We start from the raw sequence: 19,085 nt of genomic DNA, 5'->3' as shown, positions 1-19,085 counted from the left end.
ATCAAATGAATATGTGCTACCGCAGCTCCAGCACCGGCAGCGCCACGGCAAACTCCGTTTCCGAATCGGTAATGAGCACGGGGCGGGGCGTGAGGAAGGCGTAGCGGGCCTGTAGGTTGGCAAGGCCCAGGCCCGTCGATTCGCCCTCGGCCAGGCGGCGCGGGCGGCGCGAATTGCGCACGACCAGCTGGCGCGTGGCCGCATCGAACTCGATGACGAGGCGCAGCGGATTGTGGCGGGAGGTGGCGTTGTGCTTGAGGGCGTTTTCAAGTAGCAGCTGCAACGCCAGCGGGGGCACCAGCAGTTCTTGTAGCTCGGCAGCCGGGGACAGGCGCATTTCCACCTGCATGCCCTCGCCGAGGCGGGTGCGCTGCAGAAACAGGTAGCTTTCGGCGAAGGCCAGCTCTTCGGTTAGCGGTACCAGTTCCTGATTCTGGTGGTCGAGCACGTAGCGGTACACCTGGCTGAGCTGGCGGATGAAACGGCTGGCGCGGGCCGGGTCGCGCTCCTCCTCGACCAGCGAGGTGAGGGCGTTGAGCGAGTTGAACAGGAAGTGCGGGTCGAGCTGCCGGCGCAGCGAATCGGCCTGGGCGCGGGCGTTTTCGGTTTGCAGCCGCTCGGCCCGGATGGCGGTTTCGCGCCAGCCCATCAGAAACGCCCGGCTGTGCAGAAACAGCGACACAAACAGCGTAATCAGCAGCGGTATTACGAACGGCCGCCAGGTAAGCGAGCTAAGCGGGCGGTGGTGGTAGAGCACCCGGAAGCTGCCATCAACCAGCAGAATCACGAGCAGCGACATCACCAGCGAGAAAGCCAGCGTGAGCAGAAACCGCCGGATGGGGTGCTGGGTCCAGTCGAGGTAGCGCCCCAGCCACTCGGCCGGGTAGCCATTGGCCAGCCACAGCCCGCTGGTATAGAAGAAATTGTAGCCGAACGTCACCAGGAAATCCTCACTCCAAACCGGCCCGCCACCGTTGAAAATCAGCGCCAGCCCAAACGACACCACCGTCATCAGCCCCAGCCCTTTCCACACGTTGCGGTGGGGGTAAAACCGGCAGATACTCCGCTTGGCGCCGGAAGCCGGCAAGTCGGCCGCCGGGGCAGCTAGTGCAGAAACAAAGGCGGATTTCACGAGCGAGGCCTGAGAAAAATGGAGGTCGGAAGGTATCAAAACTACACGAATGCCGCACCGCAAGGCGTGGAGTTGGCCGAGGGGCCGCAGCCGAAAAGCCGTGGCCCCGACCGTGGCAGCTTACTTAACAGCGGCCGTTTCATACTTTTTCAGGCGGCCCTTCAGCTGGCCTTCGCCCCAGTTGGGCGACAGGCTGGTAGCGGGCCGAAAGGCGGCGTAGCGCGCCTGGGCCTGCAGGTACAGGGGCTTGGCCGCCTCGGCCCCGCCGCCGAACATGGCGGGCGTGTAGTACACGTTGTTGGCCTGCACGAGGTAGGCGCGGGGGTTGGCGGGGTTGAGCTTGATGGCCTGGGCCACGGCCTCGTTCACCAGGCCCGAGTATTTCAGGCCCCGCAGCATGGGCGAAATGCCCATCCGGGCCTGGTAGATGTAGGCCTGCAACACGAGTAGCTCCGACTCGTCGGCCCCGGCCAGCTTGCGGGCCTGCGCCAGAGCAGCCTCGGCTTGGTCGAGGGTTTTGTCCTTGGCGCCACCGTCTTCCTGGCTCTGGAACACGTTGATGAGCAGCGCGTAGGCCTGGTAGTAGCGGGGCAGCCAATTCTGGGGTTTCACGGCGGCGGCCCGCTCCATTTTGGCGGCGCTGGCCCGCAGTGTGGCCGGGTCGCCGGTGTTCAGCAACTCGGCAATAGCGGCCGCCATCAGGGTAGTGTAGGCGTCGGCCGGGGCGGCAGCGGCCGCAGCCGGGGCGGCGCCCGAAATAGCCGGCTGTTGGGCCAGCGCGGCGAAAGAAGCGGCAAGCAGGGCCAGGGTGAGCAGGGGCTTTTTCATAACTGAAAGACAGTTAGGGGTTGAAAAGGAAGTTGCTGGCGGTCTGATGATTCAAAGGTGCCCACCGCCGGCCGCTGCTGAAAATTGCCGTTGACGAAGCGTCAGATAAGCCGGATGAAGCGTCGGGTTTAGTTGACAGTCATTAATAGGCGAACGTCATTCAGAGCGCAGCGAAGAATCTCGCGTGCTGACGTTGCCATAGTAACTCAACGTCAGCACGCGAGATTCTTCGCTGCGCTCTGAATGACGTTCGCGCACTGCCGACTGTCAACTGACCGCTGGAAACTACCTTTGCCCTCATGCCCGTCACCACCTGGACCCTTAAGCCCTTCGCCGACCTGACCACCACCGAGCTGTACACGCTGCTGCAGCTGCGCTCCGAAGTGTTTGTGGTGGAGCAAACCTGCCCGTTTCAGGACATCGACGGGCTCGACCAGGCCGCCTGGCACCTACTGGGCCACGCGCCCGACGGCGGCGAGCTGGCCGCTTATGCCCGGCTGTTCGGGCCCGGCATATCGTACCCCGAGGCCAGCATTGGGCGGGTGGTGAGCAGCCCGCGCCACCGCCGCACCGGCGTGGGCCGCGAGCTGCTGGCCGAGGCCATCGGGGGCATAGCGCGGCTGTTCGGCCCGCAACCCATCCAGATTGGGGCCCAGCTGTACCTGCAGAAGTTCTACGAAAGCTTCGGCTTCCGGCAGGTGGGCGAAGGGTATCTGGAGGACGATATTCCGCACATCCACATGGTGCGGCAGGCGTAGCCCCGGAGCCGCTGACCGGCCGTGCGGCCGGGCCCTTTTTTCCGCAAAAGTACCGCCCCAAACTGCACCACGGCCGGCCGGTTGTATATTCGCCGGGCGGCCCGCCGGCGTTGGTGCGGGCTGCGTATCCCTCGTTCTGCCTTCCCCCTCGCCCATGCCCACCGCTGCCTCCCCGATTGATTACCATCAGTTATTCCGGGCCCTGCCCGACAACTTTCTGCTCATCGGGCCCGACGCCGACGCCACCATCCTCGACAATACCGACAGCCACGTAGCCGCGTCGCTTACACCGCGCGAACAGGCCGTGGGCAAGCCGTTTTTCGAGGCCTACCCGGCCACCGATGCCGAGTCGGCCCGCATTATCCGCGAGTCGCACGAGCACGTGCGCCGCCACTTAGCGCCGCATACCATGCCCCTGATTCGCTACGACCTGGCGCACACCGCCGGGCAGGGCGACCTGCAGGAGCTGTACTGGGAGGCCACGCACTTTCCGGTGCTCGACGCCGAAGGCCGGCTGGCCTATATTCTGCAGCGCACCCACGACGTAACCGAGCGCCACCACGCCGAGCGGCGGGCCGCCGAGGCCCAGCGGGCGCTCAACGAAACCCAGAACCGGATGCGCTTCGTGCTCGACTCGCTGCCCATTCTGGTCTGGACGGCCCGGCCCGACGGGATGCGCGACTACTTCAACCCCCGCTGGCTGGAGTTTACAGGCCGCCCGCCCGAAGCCGGCCTGGGCGACGGCTGGCGCGAGGAAATCCATCCGGACGACTGCGCGAAGCTGGACCAGGCCTGGCAGCAGGCCAGCGCCACCGGCCAGGCCTACCAGGTGGAGTACCGCCTGCGCCGCCACGACGGCCAGTACCGCTGGCTGCTGATGCGGGCCCTGCCGCGCCACGACGAGCACGGCCAGCTTACCATGTGGATTGGTGCCGGCACCGACATCCACGACCAGAAGCTGCTGGTGCAGGAGCTGCTCGAAGCCAACGAGCAGCAGGCCGCCCTCTCCGACCAGGCGTACCTGGCCCAGGCCGAAGCCCAGCGCCAGCGCGAAACGCTTTATAACCTGTTTATGGAGGCGCCGGCCCTGATTTCCATTGCCCGCGGCCCCGAGCACCGCCACGAGTTCGTCAATACGCTGTACCAGCAGCTGTTTCCGGGCCGCGAGCTACTGGGCCGCACCGTGGCCGAAGTGGTGCCCGAAGCCGAAAGCCAGGGTTTTATTGCCCTGCTCGACCACGTATACCAGACCGGCGAGCCCTACTACGGCTCCGAAGTGGTGTTCCGCATAACCGACCCTGAAACCGGCCAAAGCCGCGAGCAGTTCTTCAACATCACCTACCAGCCCCTGCGCGAAACCGGCCGGATTGTGGGCATTTCGCACTTCGCCTACAACGTAACCGAGCTGGTGCTGGCCCGCCAGGCCCTCGAAAACCCCGGTTTCGATGCGTAACCATCTCCGTTTCGCCCCCGCTTCCGGTACGCTGTTTTCCTTTTTCCGCCAATGGAGCTGACCAACCTCGATTTCCAGCAGGCCCGCATCAAGCAGGTGCTGTTTAAGTCGCGGCTGCGCTCCGTGCTCTACGGCGTGCGCGAGCCCGACGACAGCCTGTTTGCCATCCGCGAAAACCCGCTGGGGCAGTGGCTCTACGCCGTTATTCAGCCCCAGTACGGCAGCACCAGCCAGTTTTTGCGCCTCGAACGGGAGTTGCAGCAGATGCTGCTGACGGGCCAGAGCCTCGTGCGCCAGTACCAGCGCGGCCAGCTCGAAGAGTCGCGCGCGGGCCTCGAACGCCTCGACGCCCACGCCGCCCGCATCGAAACGCTGCTGCTGGAGCTGGAGCAGGCCGTGTAAGCGGCAGCCTGTGGCGGGTCTTGTATCGGAATGAAAACACCGGCGGCCAGTGGCCTGCTGATGTAGCGTGAACTTTGTAGTTCGCGCGACTGAACGGCGGAACAAGTGAACAAGTGTCGACCAGCTACGCGAACTACAAAGTTCGCGCTACAACCCGAGAACTGCAGTAGCTTAGCTCCATGAAGCTCTTCTCTCTGTTGCTGCTGCCGGCACTCGGGCTGTTGTCCCTGGCGGCCTCTCCCCCCAACTCCCTCCAGCTGCCCAAGCCCGTGCGCCGGGCGATGGCCCAGGTGCGCCCCGACGCCATGCGCGCCCACGTAGCCTACCTGGCCGACGACCGGCTGCTGGGCCGCAAGCCCGGCACGCCCGGCTACCAGCTGGCCGTCGATTATGTGGTGGCCCAGCTGAAGAAGCGGGGCGTGGAGCCGGCCGGCGAAAACGGCGGCTTCACGCAGCGCGTGCGCCTGCGCCGCGCCACGGTGCGGCCGGGCGCCAGCGTCAGTTACCAGTCGGGCACCGGTGCGGCCGGGTTGCCGCTCGATGCCCTCCATCTGCTGCCCCACCCCGAGCAGCCCACCGCCCAGCTGCCCGCCACCGGCCTCGTGTTTGCGGGCTACGGCATCTCGGCTCCCGCCGAAAACTACGACGACTACCAAGGCCTCGATGTCCGCGGCAAGGTGGTAGTGGTGCTACGCGGCGCCCCGCCGGCCTTCCCCAGCACCGTGGCCGCCGCCAGCCAGGACCAGACCCAGCTCGTGCGCACGGCCGCGGTCCACGGCGCGGTGGGTGTGCTGTTTGCCACGCTGCGGCCCGCGGTGGGCAACCCGGCCCGGCTGCTTTCCACCACCAGCGTGCTCGGGGCCGATGGCAAAGTGGCCGCCGCCCGCGGCTTCGTGAGCGGGCCCGCCGGGGTGGCCCTTACCGGCACGCTCTCGGCCGCCGGCCTGCAAACCCTGCTGCGCGCCGCCGCCTCCGACACGGCCCAGGTGATGCAGCGCCTGCGGGCCAGTCAGCCGGCCCCGCTAGCGCTGCCCGGCACGCTTTCGGCCCGCTGGGAATCGGCTTACCAGGATTTCGACTCCTACAACGTGGTGGGCAAAATCACGGGCTCCGACCCTAAGCTGCGCGATGAATACGTGGTGCACTCGGCCCACCTCGACCACCTGGGCGTGGGCGCGCCCGTGCGCGGCGACTCCATCTACAACGGCGCCCACGACAACGCCACGGGCGTGGCCTCGGTGCTCGAAATTGCCGGCATCTATTCGCAGCTCAAGCAGAAACCCGCCCGCAGCATCCTGCTGGTGCTGCAAACCGGCGAGGAGCTGGGGTTGCTGGGCTCGGCCTATTTCGCGGCCCGGCCCACCGTACCCGGCACCAGCCTCGTGGCCAACGTCAATACCGACATGCCCACCCTCATTGCCCCGCTGCTGTCGGTGGTGCCGCTGGGGGCCCAGCACTCCACGCTGGCCGCGCCGGTGGCCCAGGCGGCAGCGTATTTGGGTTTATCAGTGGAAGAAGACCCCGAGCCCGAGCAGAACCGCTTCATCCGCTCCGACCAGTACAGCTTCGTGGCCCAGGGCATTCCGGCGCTGCACCTCAAGTACGGTAACCGCACGCCCGACGGCCGCAACAACCTCAGCGAGCAGGTGAAACAGTGGCGCGCCCTCACCTACCACAAGCCCCAGGACGACATGAGCGGCACCTTCGATTTCGCGGCCGGCCGCACCTACGTGCAGCTCAACTTCCTGGTCGGCTACCTGGTGGCCCAGGCCCCCGAGCGCCCCCGCTGGAACCCCGGCGACTATTTCGGCCGGCAGTTCGGCGGGCAGAAATAACCGCCGTTTTCAGCCCCAGCGGGGCGGCATATCGGTAGAAAAACGAGTGGTAGCAAAGCAAGAGCCCCAGCGGGGCGACACCGACCGTTGAACGATTGGTGTCGCCCCGCTGGGGCTTTGATTTTCCTTACGGCTGTTTTGCTACCGATATGCCGCCCCTCCGGGGCTGAAATCAGTTTAAGACGCTGATTATTCAACGTAAAACGGCCTCGCCCACAATTTGGGCGAGGCCGTTTTGCATTAGACAGCGGGCTGTTACTTCGTGCCGTTGCCAGCCTGGCCAACCGATTTTTCGGTGCCGGCGGCGGGGGCGTTTTTCACGAACTTATCGAGCCAGCTGTTCATCTCCCAGAGCATGTGCAAAAGCGACTCTTTGGCCGTGTAGCCGTGGCTTTCGTAGGGCAGCAGCACCAGCCGGGTGCTGGCCCCAAAGCTCTTGAGGGCCGTGTAGTAGCGCTCCGACTGCATCGGGAAGGTGCCGGTGTTGTTGTCGGCCTCACCGTGGATGAGCAGCAGCGGCGTCTTCATTTTGTCGGCCTGCTGGAAGGGCGACATAGTGTTGTACACCTCCGGGGCCTACCAATAGGTGCGCTGCTCGTTCTGGAAACCGAAGGGCGTGAGCGTGCGGTTGTAGGCGCCGCTACGGGCAACGCCGGCCCGGAACAGCTTGCTGTGGGTGAGCAGATTGGCCGTCATGAACGCGCCGTAGGAGTGGCCGCCCACGCCCACGCGGTTGGCATCGACCACGCCGCGGCGCACGCCTTCCTCAATGGCGGCCTGGGCGCTCGAAACGAGCTGCTGCACGTAGGTGTCGTTGGGCTCCTTGTCGCCCTCGCCCACAATCGGGATGCTGGCATTGTCGAGCACGGCGTAGCCCATCGTCACGAAAGCGGCGGCGCCCCAGTAGCTGATGCGGTTGAACTGGTAGGGCGAGCCGTTGACCTGGCCGGCAGCGGCGGCACTCTTGAATTCGGCCGGGTAGGCCCACAAAAAGGTCGGCAGCGGACCGTCGGATTTCTTGTAGCCCGCGGGCAGGTACAGCATGGCCGTCAGCTCCACGCCATCGGCGCGCTTGTAGCGGATTTGCTCCTTCTGGATGCCTTTGAGCTGCGGGTAGGGGTGCGGGAAGTTGGTGACGCGCACCGGCGCGCTGCGCTTGGCCAGGTTGCGGATGTAGTAGTTCGGGTTTTCGTCGGGCTGCTCCTGGGTGGTCAGCAGCACGCGCTTTTTAGCGTCGAGCACCGCCACGGGCCGCTCGAAGCGCGGGGCCTGGGAGCGCCAGATTTCCTGGCTTTTGCCGGTTTTCAGGTTGAGCACGCTCACGAAGGGCCGGTCGCCGGTACTGGAAGCGCCCGTGCCGTTAATCATCAGCACCTCGCCGTTGGGCAGCAGGTTGAGCACCTCGCGGCCGTACTGGTTGCGGCGGGTGTCGGGCTGGCCGGGGTCGGAGTAGCGGTCCTCGTACGAGCGGTCGAACAGCGTGCGGGTCTGGCCGGTGCGCGGATTTACCACCTTGGTCAGGCTCTTGCGCGACTGCCACCACCGCTCGGAGGCCAGGGCCACGTCCTCGTCGCCCCAATCAAAGCCCCGAAAACGGTACTGCGCCGCGTAGATTTCCTTGGGCGAGCCGGCAAATGGCGCATCGAGGGCAAATACTTTGTCGCGGATATCGGCTTTCTTTTTGGGGTCGCCGCCGTCCTGGGCCTCGGTGTAGTACACGGTGGCCGGCACGTCGGTGCGCCAGGCGTAGTCGCGCGGGCCGGTGGGAGCACCGTCGGGGCTGTAGGGCACGTTTTCCTGGGCGGGCGTGTCGGCCAGCGTTTTCACCAGCGTGCCATCGATGTTGAACACATCGGTGCGAAGCGGGAAGCGGTACACGGGCACGAGGTAGGAAAACGGCGCGTGTACCGTTTCCGTCAGCACAAAGCGGCCATCGGGCGAGGCCTGCGCGCCGGTAATAATGCCGGGCTGGCCGATGGCTTTCGTTTGGCCATCGAGCCCCAGCCGCATTACCTGGGCCGTGGCGTAGTAGTTGAATTGCGCTTCGTCAGACGGGTTTTTGAGCAAATCCTGGTAGGTGGGCGCCTGGCCCGAGCGACCCAGATTCTGCTGCACCGTGGGCCCTTTGGGCACCCGGCCGGGGGCCGGGGCTGCCCCGCGACCGGCCGGCACGGCCCGCACAATAAAGCCCTGGCCGTCGGGCAGCCAGTTGTAGGGCGTGCCCAGCACGGCGTTCAGGGCCACGGTGCCCACGCGCCGGGCCGCGGCCGTGGCTACGTCGGCCACGTACAGCTCCAGTTGGGTGTCGGTGGTGTTGGTGAAGGCAATTTTGGTTTCATCGGGCGACCATTGCAGGTAGCTGAGCTGTGCCTCGGCGGGCAGGCCTGTAACGGCCGTTTCGGTACCGTTAGGCAGCTTTTTCAGCTTGAGGCCGGTCAGGTAAGAAGCCCGGCTGGGGCCGTTGGTGGCGGGGTTAAGCCGCACGCCCGCCAGCCGCAACTCGGGCTGCGACAGCTCGGCGATGGTAGGGTTGGCGGCGCGCTCCAGAATCACCATGTACTGGCCTTTCGAGTCCACGCTCACGCCGGGGGTAGGAGCCACGGTTACGAGGTCGGCCAGGGCCTTAGGAGGCGTCTGGTAGGTGGCGGCATCCTGGGCCAGCCCGGCGTGGGAGCCGAGCAGCAGGAGCCCAAACAGCAGTTTTTTCATAACGGATTCTTTTCGGATGGGAAGCGGTGAAGTTCGCTTAAAATGCGCGGAAAGCAAACCCCACCCCCGGCCCCTCCCCTCCGGGAGAGGGGTGCGTTCAATAAATCGTTAAACTCGCAGCTGGCACCCCTCTCCCGGAGGGGAGGGGCCGGGGGTGGGGTTGGCCGGGGTGGGCGTATGCAGAGCAGTACAGCTGGTTCCTCAAAACTGCCCCCAGGCGGCCAGTTCGCGGCGGTGCAGCGCGGCGGCGTAGGCCAGAATGGCGGCATCAGGGTGGGTGCCGAGGCGGATGCGGGTGCCCTGCTCGCGGGCGTAGGGGTTGCGCACCTCCCCTACCGTCTGCAGGGTTTGGAAGTGCTTTTCCAGGCCGGTCGTGGGGTCGTCCTCAACCAGCAGAATATACTGCCAGCCGCCGGGCGGCGCGGGCGGCTGCCAGAGCAGGTAGCTGCCGTTGAAGCTGTTGGCGGGCGGCAGGTTGCGGCGGCGGTTGTAGTAGTTGATGGCGCCGGCCTGGCCGTAGTTGCCCGCCAGGATGAGCGTGCGGCCCCGCGCCTGGGGCGGAAGCGCCGCGTAGGCGGCCCAGGTTTTATCGGCCAGTTCGCGCCAGCCCTGCATGTCGGCGTAGTCCTGGGGCAGCAGGTGGTTTTGGCCGTCTTCCCAGCGGAGCGCGCCCACCCGCTCGTAGCGCGCCCAGTGGGCCAGCATACCGTCGGGCGGCTCGATTGGGAACAGCAGCGGCAGCATCCGGAGGCTGAGGGCCAGAGGCAGCACCAGCAGCGCCGGTTTTAGCACCCACCCCAGGCGCGGCCAACTGCTGAGCCGCTGTTGCCACCACGCGGCCCCGGCGGCCAGCAGCAGCGGGTAGTAGCCCAGGGCGTAATAGTCTTTGCCGTGCAGTAGCGTAAGCAGAAGCAAACCAAACACGTACACCAGCCCCAGCACCCGGTAGGGCCGCAGCCGGCGGCTCAGCAGCAGCGCCAGCAGGCCGGGCACCCACACCCAGAGGCTCAGCGCATTCATCGTCAGCTGGCCCTGCCAGAACCCGGCTGCCGACACGTGCACCAGTTGGCTTTCGCGCAGCAGCGCCATATGGTGCAGCACCGGCAGCCCGTGCCCGATTTGCCAGGCCAGGTTGGGCAGCCACAACAGCAGCGCCAGCCCGACCGCCAGCCAGAAGTGCCGCGTCGCCAGCACCCGCCGTAGCGGCGTGAGCAGCAGGGCCAGCAGCAGCGCGGCAATAAAAAACAGGGCCGAATACTTGTTCAGCAGCGCCAGTCCCAGCACGGCCCCAATGGCGTACAGCCAGCGCGGGGCCGGCTGCTGTCCGTAGCAAATCAGGCAGTAGCCAACGGCCGTGAAGGCCAGCACCTCGAAGGCATTGGGCTGGAACAGAAAGTTGAGGCGGGCGTAGGCGCTCAGCAGGTAGCCCAGGCCGGCCAGCGCCACGGCCCAGGGCCCGCCGCCCAGCCGCTGCACGGCCCGGCCCACCAGGTAAATAGTGAGGCTGCCCCAAAGCAGGGGCCAGAACTTCACCCAAAACCAGCTGCCACCCAGCGCCAGCGTAAGCCAGCTTTGCAGGGCCGTGAGGGGCGGCACTTCGAGGTAGCCCCAGGCCAGATGCCGGCCGTAGTCGAGGTAGAGGTACTCGTCGCGGTGCAGCTCGTAGGCGCTGCTGGCCAGCCCGTAGCCGGTGGCAAACTTGAGCAGGGCCAGCAGCACCGGCAGCAGGCGGGGGCTTTTCATGCCTCAATATAGCCTGTTGCGGATACTTGCTACCAGTCGCGGGGCAGGCGGATGGCGGGCAGGTAGTCGCGCAGGCCGGCTGTATGCTGAAACAGGTGGATGAAGAGCAAGTGCTCGTTGTCGTACTCACACCACTGCTCGGCGTAGAAATCGGCCACCGCGAACAGCTGCAGCCGGAAGCTGTCTTCGCGCCGCTCGGCCAGCAGCCGGCCGTGCTCGGCCAGGTACGCCTGCTGGCGAAACATATTCAGCGCTTTGAATTCGGCGTATTTCATGGCGGGGCTGGCGGTGAGATGGTGAAATAGTGAGATGGTGAGTTTTATGTTTCGGGGGCCTACTGGCGCGAATGGTGTTGGTAAAACAATTTGCGCAATTAGGATTGCAGAACGTCAAACTCACTATTTCACCATCTCACCATTTCACCGCTGCTTACCTTCGCCCCATGAAGACGATTCGCTTTCCGCACCCGCTAGTTTTGCTGGTGGGCTTTATTTTGCTGGCCTGCGCGCTGAGCTACATCCTGCCGGCCGGCGTGTTCGAGCGCATCCCCGACGCCGCCACCGGCCGCGACGTGGTGGTGCCCGGCTCCTACCACCGCGTGCCGGCCACGCCCGTCAGCCCGTTGCAGGCCCTGGTCGATATTCCGAAGGGACTGGTGGACGCGGCCTCCGTAATTTTCCTGGTATTCCTGGCCGGCGGAGCGTTTACGGTCGTGGACCTGACGGGGGCCCTGCGCCGGGGCGTGGACTGGCTGCTGGAGAAGTTTCGGGGGCGCGAGGCGGTGGTCATTCCCATTATTTCGGTGCTGTTTGCCACGATGGGCGCGCTGGAAAACATGCAGGAGGAAATCGTGCCGCTGGTGCCGGTGCTGCTGATTCTGATGCGCCGCATCGGCTATCCGGTGGTTACGGCGGCGGCGGTCAGCATCGGCTCGGCGGCGGTGGGCTCGGCGTTTAGTCCGCTCAACCCCTTCCAGGTGGGCATTGCCCAGAAGCTGGCCCAGCTGCCGCTGCTCTCGGGCGGCGGCTTCCGGCTGGTATTCCTGCTGCTGGCCCTCGTTATCTGGATTGGCGGCACCGTGCGCTACGCCCAACGCCACCGCATAGCGCCTGAGACGACCGAAATAACAACAGTTGCCACAGGTAGCCAGAATGTTCCGAAAAGTATTGGCCTGCTAATATTGGTAGCTAGCGCCTTACTTTTCTATAGTTTTCTAGTGCCCTATTTCACGGAATCAGTTTTTCGTACAGAATTTAAGTTTGATATACCTACTGCCACCTCTTTTACTTTATTATTTCTTCTAGGCACGTACATTCTGCTGAAGGGAGTGAGCCGGGAAGCATTTGTACTGATTTTGCTGCTGGGTGGCTTCGCGTTTTTCGCTTACGGAGTGCTGGAACTGGGCTGGGATTTCGAGCAGATGGCCGCCCTGTTCTTCACCATGGGCGTGCTGGCCGGGCTGGTGGGCGGCCTCGGCCTCACCGGCACCGCCGAGGGCTTCATTGCCGGCTTCCGCGACATTGCCTTTTCGGCGCTGCTGATTGGTTTTGCCCGCGCCATTTTCGTGGTCCTGGAGCAGGGCCAGATTGTCGATACCATCGTCAACGCCCTTTCGGCCCCGCTGGCCGGCCTGCCGGCCTGGGTGGCGGCCATCGGCATGATGGGCGTGCACACGGCCCTGCACCTGCCCGTGCCCTCGGTCAGCGGCCAGGCCGTGCTGACGATGCCGCTACTGGTGCCCCTCTCCGATCTTATCGGCCTCTCGCGGCAGGTTACCGTGCTGGCTTACCAGTACGGCGCCGGCCTCTGCGAGCTGATAACGCCCACCAACGGCGCCTTAGTAGCCATCGTAGCGGCCTGCGGCGTGCGGTTTGACGAGTGGTGGCGCTTCGTGTTTCCGCTGTACCTGCTGCTGGTGGCCCTGGGCGTGGTGGCCGTGGTGGTGGGTATTGCGGTGGGAATTTAGCGCCTGACGTTACGCCTCACCCCCTAGCCCCCTCTCCTTGGGGAGAGGGGGAACTAGCTTGTAGTTTTAGAACTAGCGCAGCCATTGCTAAACTAGAAATCAGAAGCTAGTCCCCCTCTCCTTTTTCGGAGAGGGGGCTAGGGAGTGAGGCGCCCGCCAGAACGACCAGAAGCGTTACGCCTCCGCCAGCTCATCGGCCTCGAATACGCGCTGCACTTTGCGCTTTTTTTCCACCAGCTGAAACTGGAACGCATCGGCGCGCTCGTCAAAATACACGTCGGAGATGAGGCCCTGGTGGGCGGGCGGGGCGCTGGTTTTCACGGTGTCGCCGAAGCTGAAGGCGGGTTTGCGGTAGAGCTCCTTGAACAGCTCGGCGCTGACGTAGAACTGCTGCTCGTCGTAGCGCAGGATAATCCAGTCGTCGGTTTCGTCGATTTTCTCGAACACCTTGCCCAGCGGCTCCAGCCACTCGAAGGAGCGGCGGTTGGCGGGGTGGATGTAGGAGTAGCCGTATTCGGGCGTCCAGCCGTAGAGGCCGAACACCACGGGTTTGGGTCGGGGCACGGAATCGGAAGTTAAAAATGAAAGGCCAAGGGCCTGTATAACCACGGCTGGGGCCGGCGGGTTTCCGGCAAAGCTACGCGCCCCGGCGGGCCGGCCAGCAACTTTCCCCCAACCACGGCAGTAAAGAAGCACCGGCCGCCCCGCTTTCGGGGAGCGGCTTTTCCGATGTATTTATGCCAGTAATTGCCAATCCTTCTGCTGCTTTAGCCTCCGAGCCCACGCCCACCCTATGGGGCGGCATGGGCGCCCGGCCCCACGCCGGCGGCACCACGTTCCGGGTGTGGGCGCCGGCCGCCACCGCCGTATCCTTGGTGGGCCCGTTTAACGACTGGAATGCCACCTCGCACCCGCTGGCGGCCGAAGCCGACGGCTACTGGGCGGCCGATTTTGCCGACCTTGGCCCCGGCACCGAGTACAAATTCCACCTGACCACGGCCCACGGCGAGCTGACCAAAAACGACCCCTACGCCCGCCAGGTAACCCACTCGGCCGGCCACTCGGTGGTGTTCGACCCCAATTTCGACTGGGAAGATGACGCCTTTCAGATGCCGGCCTGGAACGAGCTGGTGATTTACGAGCTGCACATCGGCACCTTTTACGCGCCCGACCCGGAGCGGCCCGGCACCTTCTACGACGCCATCGAGAAGCTCGACTACCTGCGCGAGTTGGGCATTAATGCCGTGGAGATTATGCCCGCCGCGGCCTTCCCGGGCCGCCTGAGCTGGGGCTACAACCCCGCCCATCCGTTTGCCGTCGATGGCGACTATGGCGGGCCGGCGGGCTTTCAGGAGTTCATCAAGCAGGCCCACCGCCGCGGCATTGCCGTCATTCTGGACGTGGTCTACAACCATTTCGGACCCGGCGACCTGGATTTGTGGCAGTTTGACGGCTGGCAGGAAAACGACGGCGGCGGCATCTACTTCTACAACGACTGGCGCGCCGAAACGCCCTGGGGCCACAACCGCCCCGACTACGGCCGCGAAGGCGTGCGCCGCTACATCCGCGACAATGCCCTGATGTGGCTCGAAGACTACCGCCTCGACGGGCTGCGCTGCGACGCCATTGCCCACGTGCGCAACGTAAACGGCACCACCGACCCCGCCCACGACCTGCCCGACGGCTGGAGCCTGATGCGCTGGCTGAACGAGGAAGTGCGGGCCAAAATGCCCTGGAAAATCATGATTGCCGAGGATTTGCTCGGCGACGCCTACATCACCCGCGCCCCCGAAGACGGCGGCCAGGGTTTCTCCACGCAGTGGGACGCCCGCTTCGTGTACCCCATCCGCGACGCGCTGACCACGCCCGACGACGCCGACCGCAGCATGGCCGCCGTGGCCGAAGCCGTGCTGCACCGCTACAACCACGACTCGTTTCAGCGGGTAGTATACACCGAAAGCCACGACGAAGTGGCCAACGGCAAGGCCCGGGTGCCCGAAGAAATTATGCCTGGCGAAGCGGCCTCCTGGTTCCCGAAAAAACGCTCGACGCTGGGCGCGGCGCTGGTGCTCACGGTGCCCGGCATCCCGATGATTTTCCAGGGCCAGACCATGCTCACCGACGGCTCGTTCTCCGACGACCAGCCCCTCGACTGGGCCCGCGCCGACGAGCACGCCGGCCTCGTGCGCCTGTACCGCGACCTGATTGCGCTGCGCCGCAACCTGGCGGGCCGCACCCGCGGGCTGCTGGGCCAGCACGCCGAAGTGCACCACCTCAACGACGAGCAGAAGGTGCTGGCCTTCATCCGTCGCGACCAGGGCGGGCCCGCCGACACCACGGTGGTGCTGTGCAACTTCGCCGACCAGAGCCACGCCGCCTACCGCATCGGCCTGCCCCGCGCCGGCCGCTGGCACGTGCGCTTCAACTCCGACTGGCAGGGCTACGACCAGGAATTCGGCAACTTCGAAAGCGTGGATTGCGAGGCCGAAACCGGCATCTACGACGACCAGCCCTTCCACGGCAGCTTTGGTTTGGCGCCCTATTCGGTGCTTATCATCTCGCAGGAACCTTGATTTTTTAGCTGCAAGCTACAAGCTGCAAGCTGCAAGCCGCAAGCTGACGTTCAATATCAGCCTGCGGCTTGCAGCTTGTAGCTTGCAGCTCAATTTGCCGCTCAAACCCAAAGCTTGTAGCTTGCGGCTCGTAGCTTGTAGCTCAATGCTTGTAGCTCACTGAAAGCTTAAAATCCGTTGCCCATGCCCCTTTCTACCCCGCTTTCTGCCGCCGTTACAGCCACCGTCGCCGATACTCTGCTGGTGGAGGTGGCCTGGGAAGTCTGCAACCAGGTGGGCGGTATTTACACCGTTATCCGCAGCAAAGTGCCGGCTACCCGGCAGGTGTGGGGCGGGCAGTACTGCCTGCTGGGGCCCTACTTTCCGCAGCAGGCCCAGGGCGAGTTTGAGCCCTACGACGAGCAGCAGCTGGCTGCCTCGGCCTCCGACGACCCGTTTGCCGCCGCCGTGCGGGCCATGCGGGCGCTGGGCTACCAGGTGCAGCTGGGCACCTGGCTCGTGACGGGCCGCCCCCGCGTGGTGCTGATTGACCCGTTTCAGGCCTACGAGCGGCTCGACGCCATCAAGAGCAGCCTCTGGAACGACCACCACATTCCGACGCCCGCGGCCGACGATTTGCTGCACCAGGTGGTGGCGTTTGGCGAGCTGGCCAAGGTGTTTCTGCAGCTGCTGGCCGCCGAAACCGTGCCGCCGCGCCGGCTCATTGCCCACTTCCACGAGTGGATGACGGGCGTGGCCATTCCGGCGCTGCGCCGCGAGCAGGTGCCGGTGCATCTGGTGTTCACCACCCACGCCACGCTGCTGGGCCGCTACCTGGCCATGAACGACCCCAACTTCTACGACCACCTGATGCAGGTGGACTGGCAGGCGGAGGCCCGGCGCTTCAACATCGAGCCGGCCGTGACGATGGAGCGCGCCGCCGCCCACGGTGCCCACGTGTTCACGACGGTGAGCGAGCTGACGGTGCGCGAGTGCATCTATCTGCTCGACCGGATTCCGGACGCGGTGCTGCCCAACGGCCTCAACATCGAGCGGTTTGTGGCGCTGCACGAGTTCCAGAACCTGCACCAGCAGTACAAGGCCAAGATTCACGAGTTCGTGATGGCCCATTTCTTCCAGAGCTATTCCTTCGACCTCGACAAGACGCTTTACCTGTTCACGAGCGGGCGCTACGAGTACCACAACAAGGGCTTTGACCTCACGCTGGAAGCCCTGGCCCGGCTCAACTACCGGCTGCAGCAAAGCGGCCTGGAAGGCCAGGTAGTGATGTTTTTCATCACCAAGCGGCCCTTCACCAGCATCAATCCGCAGGTGTTGCAGAGCCGGGCCGTGCTGGAGGAAGTGCGCGAAACCTGCGAGGCTATTGAGCAGCAGGTGGGCGAGCGGCTGTTCTACGCCGCCGCCGCCTCCGACGACAACCGCCTGCCCGACCTGAGCACGATGGTAGACGACTACTGGCGTCTGCGCTACCGCCGCACGCTGCAAAGCTGGAAAACCAGCGCCCTGCCCCCCGTCATCACCCACAACCTCGTCGACGACCAGACCGACGACATCCTCGACTTCCTGCGCCGGGCCAACCTCGTCAACAACCAGCACGACCGGGTGAAAATCGTGTACCACCCCGATTTCGTGTCGCCCACTTCGCCGCTGTTTGGTATGGAATACGGCCAGTTCGTGCGCGGCTGCCACCTGGGCGTATTCCCGAGCTACTACGAGCCCTGGGGCTACACGCCCCTCGAATGCGTGGCCCGCGGCGTGCCGGCCATCACCTCCGACCTCTCGGGCTTCGGCGACTACGTGCTGCAAAATGTGCCGGCCCACGATGAAAAGGGTATCTTTGTGGTACACCGCCAGGAAAAAAGCTTCGACGAAGCCGCCGAGGAACTAACCGATATGCTCTGGGAGTTCGTGCAGCTCAACCGCCGCGAACGAATCATGCAGCGCAACAACGTGGAAAGCTCGGCCGAAATGTTCGACTGGAAAAATCTGCGCGTGTACTACGATCAGGCTTATCAGCTAGTCCTAAACAAGGGATTGGCAGTTCTTTAAGGCACTTAAATGACATAGCAAAATACGTGTGCATTATCAACGAGTAATGCAATGAGGCTATTGATCTGACTTCACTCCACTACTAATTTTTTAATATGTTTGAAATAAGAATACAAGTAAACATTGCTAAAATCACCGTAGTGTTGACTAGGATTGTGCTCTTTCTAATTGCAATGGGAACCATTGTAGTCCTATTTCAGGTTTTTACATCTTATAGAACAATGATGGGATTTATCCCCCTATTTGACATGGACGAGGAACGCACGATCACCGCATACTTCTCTTCGATTAATTTATTATTTTCAGCCGCTTTGCTCGGGCTTATTTTTAGTATTAAGCAAGATTTGAACGACGTTTATCGATGGCAATGGGCTGGGTTATGCTTAGGTTTTATTTATCTTTCAATGGACGAAATAATCAGTCTTCACGAGCTAGCTACAGGGCTTATTAAAGATCACTTACATGTGGCATTAGCAGCTCCTCATTACATGACAGCTATTCTTGGGCTTACAGCTTTATTTTTCTTATTGATATTTTACGGCCGATTCCTTTTGAATTTATCTGCTCCTCATAAGGCGCGTTTTATTTTAGCCGGAACAATATTTGTGACTGGTGCTTTTATTATAGAGTCTCTAGGGGGGTATATTGTTCTTCACCACAATCAGTGGATTAATGGCCTTGCTTATCACATAGCAGTGATAGTTGAAGAATCATTAGAGTTGATTGGCGTTTTGCTTTTCGTTAGAGCACTTCTTATGTATATAAGAGATTTAGGTCATGTAAGTACTATGACAGAAATAATACCCAGGGCAAACGCATGAAGCTGCGTGGGGGCTAGCTTTGGGCCATGAGTCACCCGATTCGCGACTATAGCAGTTTCGTAAACGGTTTACCCCATCGTTATGCGGGTTGTGTGTGGTAATCACAGTGGTCAAACCAGTTGTGGGCATCTTGGCTGGTAATCCAGTTGATGGCCTGCTCCAGCGCCTGCCGGGTGCGGGCCTGGGCGGCTCGTAGGGCTGTTTTGCGCTTGCTCTAGGCCTGCTCCATCGGGCTGAAGTCAGGGGAGTAGGGTGGCAGAAACACCACCACCACACCCCGCTCGGCCAGCCAGTCGACCACGCCTGGCAGTTTATGCACCGAGAAATCATCCAGCACCAACACATCGCCCCGCCGCAACGTGGGGGCCAGACATTGGGTCACGTACTAGGCAAAGTTCGTAGTTGAGGCCGCTCTCCAGCTGTTGCTCTACCCCCAAGCCCCGTACCGGCAGCGCCCCGATCAGCGTCAGGCAGCGCCCCCGCGTCAGCGGCACGCAAGTGCTGGTCTGGCCCATGGGGCGGCCAAGAGGTGTTCAACTCGGCCAGCGTGGCATCGGCGTGCTAGAGCGTGAGGACAATTGGAGATTTGCCCCTTAGTTTTGGGGGTGCATCGCTACGAAATTACAGATAAAGAAGCTGTTTAGGAAGTAGTCAGTCAGGCGCAAAACAGAAAAGACTCCCACAAAAGCGGGAAATTTGAGGTGCGACCCATCTCCTTTCCCTCCCTCATGGAAGTCTTGAGCAAAGATATAATTACCCGCTGGATACTGCCCTTGTTGCCGGCCCGTGCTGGTGGCCGCCGCGCAAGCGTCGACC

The 19,085-nt window shown here is 63.4% G+C and carries 15 protein-coding genes and 1 pseudogene; 8 read left to right on the top strand and 8 right to left on the bottom strand.

Annotated elements, in window-relative coordinates; translation table 11 throughout:
- Positions 1–16 precede the first annotated feature (16 nt).
- The gene (locus tag H145_RS21285; RefSeq protein ID WP_157541545.1) at positions 17–1,132 is read right to left on the bottom strand and encodes a sensor histidine kinase; all 1,116 of its coding nucleotides are present in this window, start codon (positions 1,130–1,132) and stop codon (positions 17–19) included.
- 120 nt (positions 1,133–1,252) lie between these two features.
- Positions 1,253–1,960 carry a hypothetical protein gene (locus tag H145_RS0113175; protein WP_019948628.1) on the bottom strand — a complete coding sequence of 236 codons (708 nt, stop codon included), beginning with the start codon at positions 1,958–1,960 and terminating at the stop codon, positions 1,253–1,255.
- Positions 1,961–2,259: 299 nt separating this feature from the next.
- Between H145_RS0113175 and H145_RS0113170 the strand changes: the two genes are divergently transcribed.
- From H145_RS0113170 to H145_RS0113155, 4 genes are all read left to right on the top strand, one after another.
- A complete protein-coding gene (locus H145_RS0113170) occupies positions 2,260–2,718 on the top strand; it encodes a GNAT family N-acetyltransferase (protein WP_019948627.1) in 459 nt (152 codons plus the stop codon).
- Positions 2,719–2,872: 154 nt separating this feature from the next.
- Positions 2,873–4,171: a PAS domain-containing protein gene (locus H145_RS0113165; protein ID WP_019948626.1), complete on the top strand. Its 1,299-nt coding sequence runs from the start codon at positions 2,873–2,875 to the stop codon at positions 4,169–4,171.
- A gap of 51 nt (positions 4,172–4,222) precedes the next feature.
- On the top strand, positions 4,223–4,573 hold the full coding sequence (locus H145_RS0113160; protein WP_019948625.1) for a CZB domain-containing protein: 351 nt from the start codon (positions 4,223–4,225) through the stop codon (positions 4,571–4,573).
- Positions 4,574–4,752: 179 nt separating this feature from the next.
- Positions 4,753–6,408 carry a M28 family peptidase gene (locus H145_RS0113155; RefSeq protein ID WP_019948624.1) on the top strand — a complete coding sequence of 552 codons (1,656 nt, stop codon included), beginning with the start codon at positions 4,753–4,755 and terminating at the stop codon, positions 6,406–6,408.
- A gap of 255 nt (positions 6,409–6,663) precedes the next feature.
- Here the strand turns inward: H145_RS0113155 and H145_RS22280 are convergent.
- The 3 genes and pseudogenes from H145_RS22280 to H145_RS0113140 all read right to left on the bottom strand — a co-directional run bounded on the left by H145_RS22280 (position 6,664) and on the right by H145_RS0113140 (position 11,135).
- Positions 6,664–9,117, bottom strand: a pseudogene (locus H145_RS22280) (S9 family peptidase).
- A gap of 201 nt (positions 9,118–9,318) precedes the next feature.
- A complete protein-coding gene (locus H145_RS21275) occupies positions 9,319–10,860 on the bottom strand; it encodes a glycosyltransferase family 39 protein (RefSeq protein WP_019948621.1) in 1,542 nt (513 codons plus the stop codon).
- Between the two features lie 29 nt (positions 10,861–10,889).
- A complete protein-coding gene (locus tag H145_RS0113140) occupies positions 10,890–11,135 on the bottom strand; it encodes a hypothetical protein (protein ID WP_019948620.1) in 246 nt (81 codons plus the stop codon).
- A 167-nt stretch (positions 11,136–11,302) separates the two neighbouring features.
- On the opposite strand from H145_RS0113140, the gene H145_RS0113135 reads away from it, so the two are divergent.
- Positions 11,303–12,826, top strand: a complete 1,524-nt coding sequence (locus tag H145_RS0113135) for a YfcC family protein (protein WP_019948619.1) — start codon at positions 11,303–11,305, stop codon at positions 12,824–12,826.
- Between the two features lie 174 nt (positions 12,827–13,000).
- Here the strand turns inward: H145_RS0113135 and H145_RS0113130 are convergent, their stop codons facing one another.
- The gene (locus H145_RS0113130; protein ID WP_157541543.1) at positions 13,001–13,390 is read right to left on the bottom strand and encodes a DUF6960 family protein; all 390 of its coding nucleotides are present in this window, start codon (positions 13,388–13,390) and stop codon (positions 13,001–13,003) included.
- A 173-nt stretch (positions 13,391–13,563) separates the two neighbouring features.
- Here H145_RS0113130 and H145_RS0113125 point away from each other — a divergent pair, with 173 nt between their 5' ends.
- The 3 genes from H145_RS0113125 to H145_RS0113115 all read left to right on the top strand — a co-directional run bounded on the left by H145_RS0113125 (position 13,564) and on the right by H145_RS0113115 (position 18,269).
- On the top strand, positions 13,564–15,399 hold the full coding sequence (locus H145_RS0113125; RefSeq protein WP_071595190.1) for an alpha-amylase family glycosyl hydrolase: 1,836 nt from the start codon (positions 13,564–13,566) through the stop codon (positions 15,397–15,399).
- Between the two features lie 183 nt (positions 15,400–15,582).
- Positions 15,583–17,448 (top strand): glycosyltransferase, encoded by a 1,866-nt coding sequence (locus tag H145_RS0113120; protein WP_019948616.1) that lies wholly within the window; start codon positions 15,583–15,585, stop codon positions 17,446–17,448.
- 173 nt (positions 17,449–17,621) lie between these two features.
- Positions 17,622–18,269, top strand: a complete 648-nt coding sequence (locus tag H145_RS0113115) for a hypothetical protein (protein ID WP_205619317.1) — start codon at positions 17,622–17,624, stop codon at positions 18,267–18,269.
- Positions 18,270–18,483: 214 nt separating this feature from the next.
- Here H145_RS0113115 and H145_RS24170 read toward each other — a convergent pair whose 3' ends face one another.
- Positions 18,484–18,651 carry a transposase gene (locus H145_RS24170; protein ID WP_157541541.1) on the bottom strand — a complete coding sequence of 56 codons (168 nt, stop codon included), beginning with the start codon at positions 18,649–18,651 and terminating at the stop codon, positions 18,484–18,486.
- Between the two features lie 211 nt (positions 18,652–18,862).
- Positions 18,863–19,085: hypothetical protein (locus H145_RS24640; protein WP_033426240.1), on the bottom strand; the 223-nt coding region annotated here is incomplete at its 5' end.

Source organism: Hymenobacter aerophilus DSM 13606 (genome assembly GCF_000382225.1).
GTDB lineage: Bacteria > Bacteroidota > Bacteroidia > Cytophagales > Hymenobacteraceae > Hymenobacter > Hymenobacter aerophilus.
This window is presented reverse-complemented; position numbering and strand designations above follow the sequence as displayed.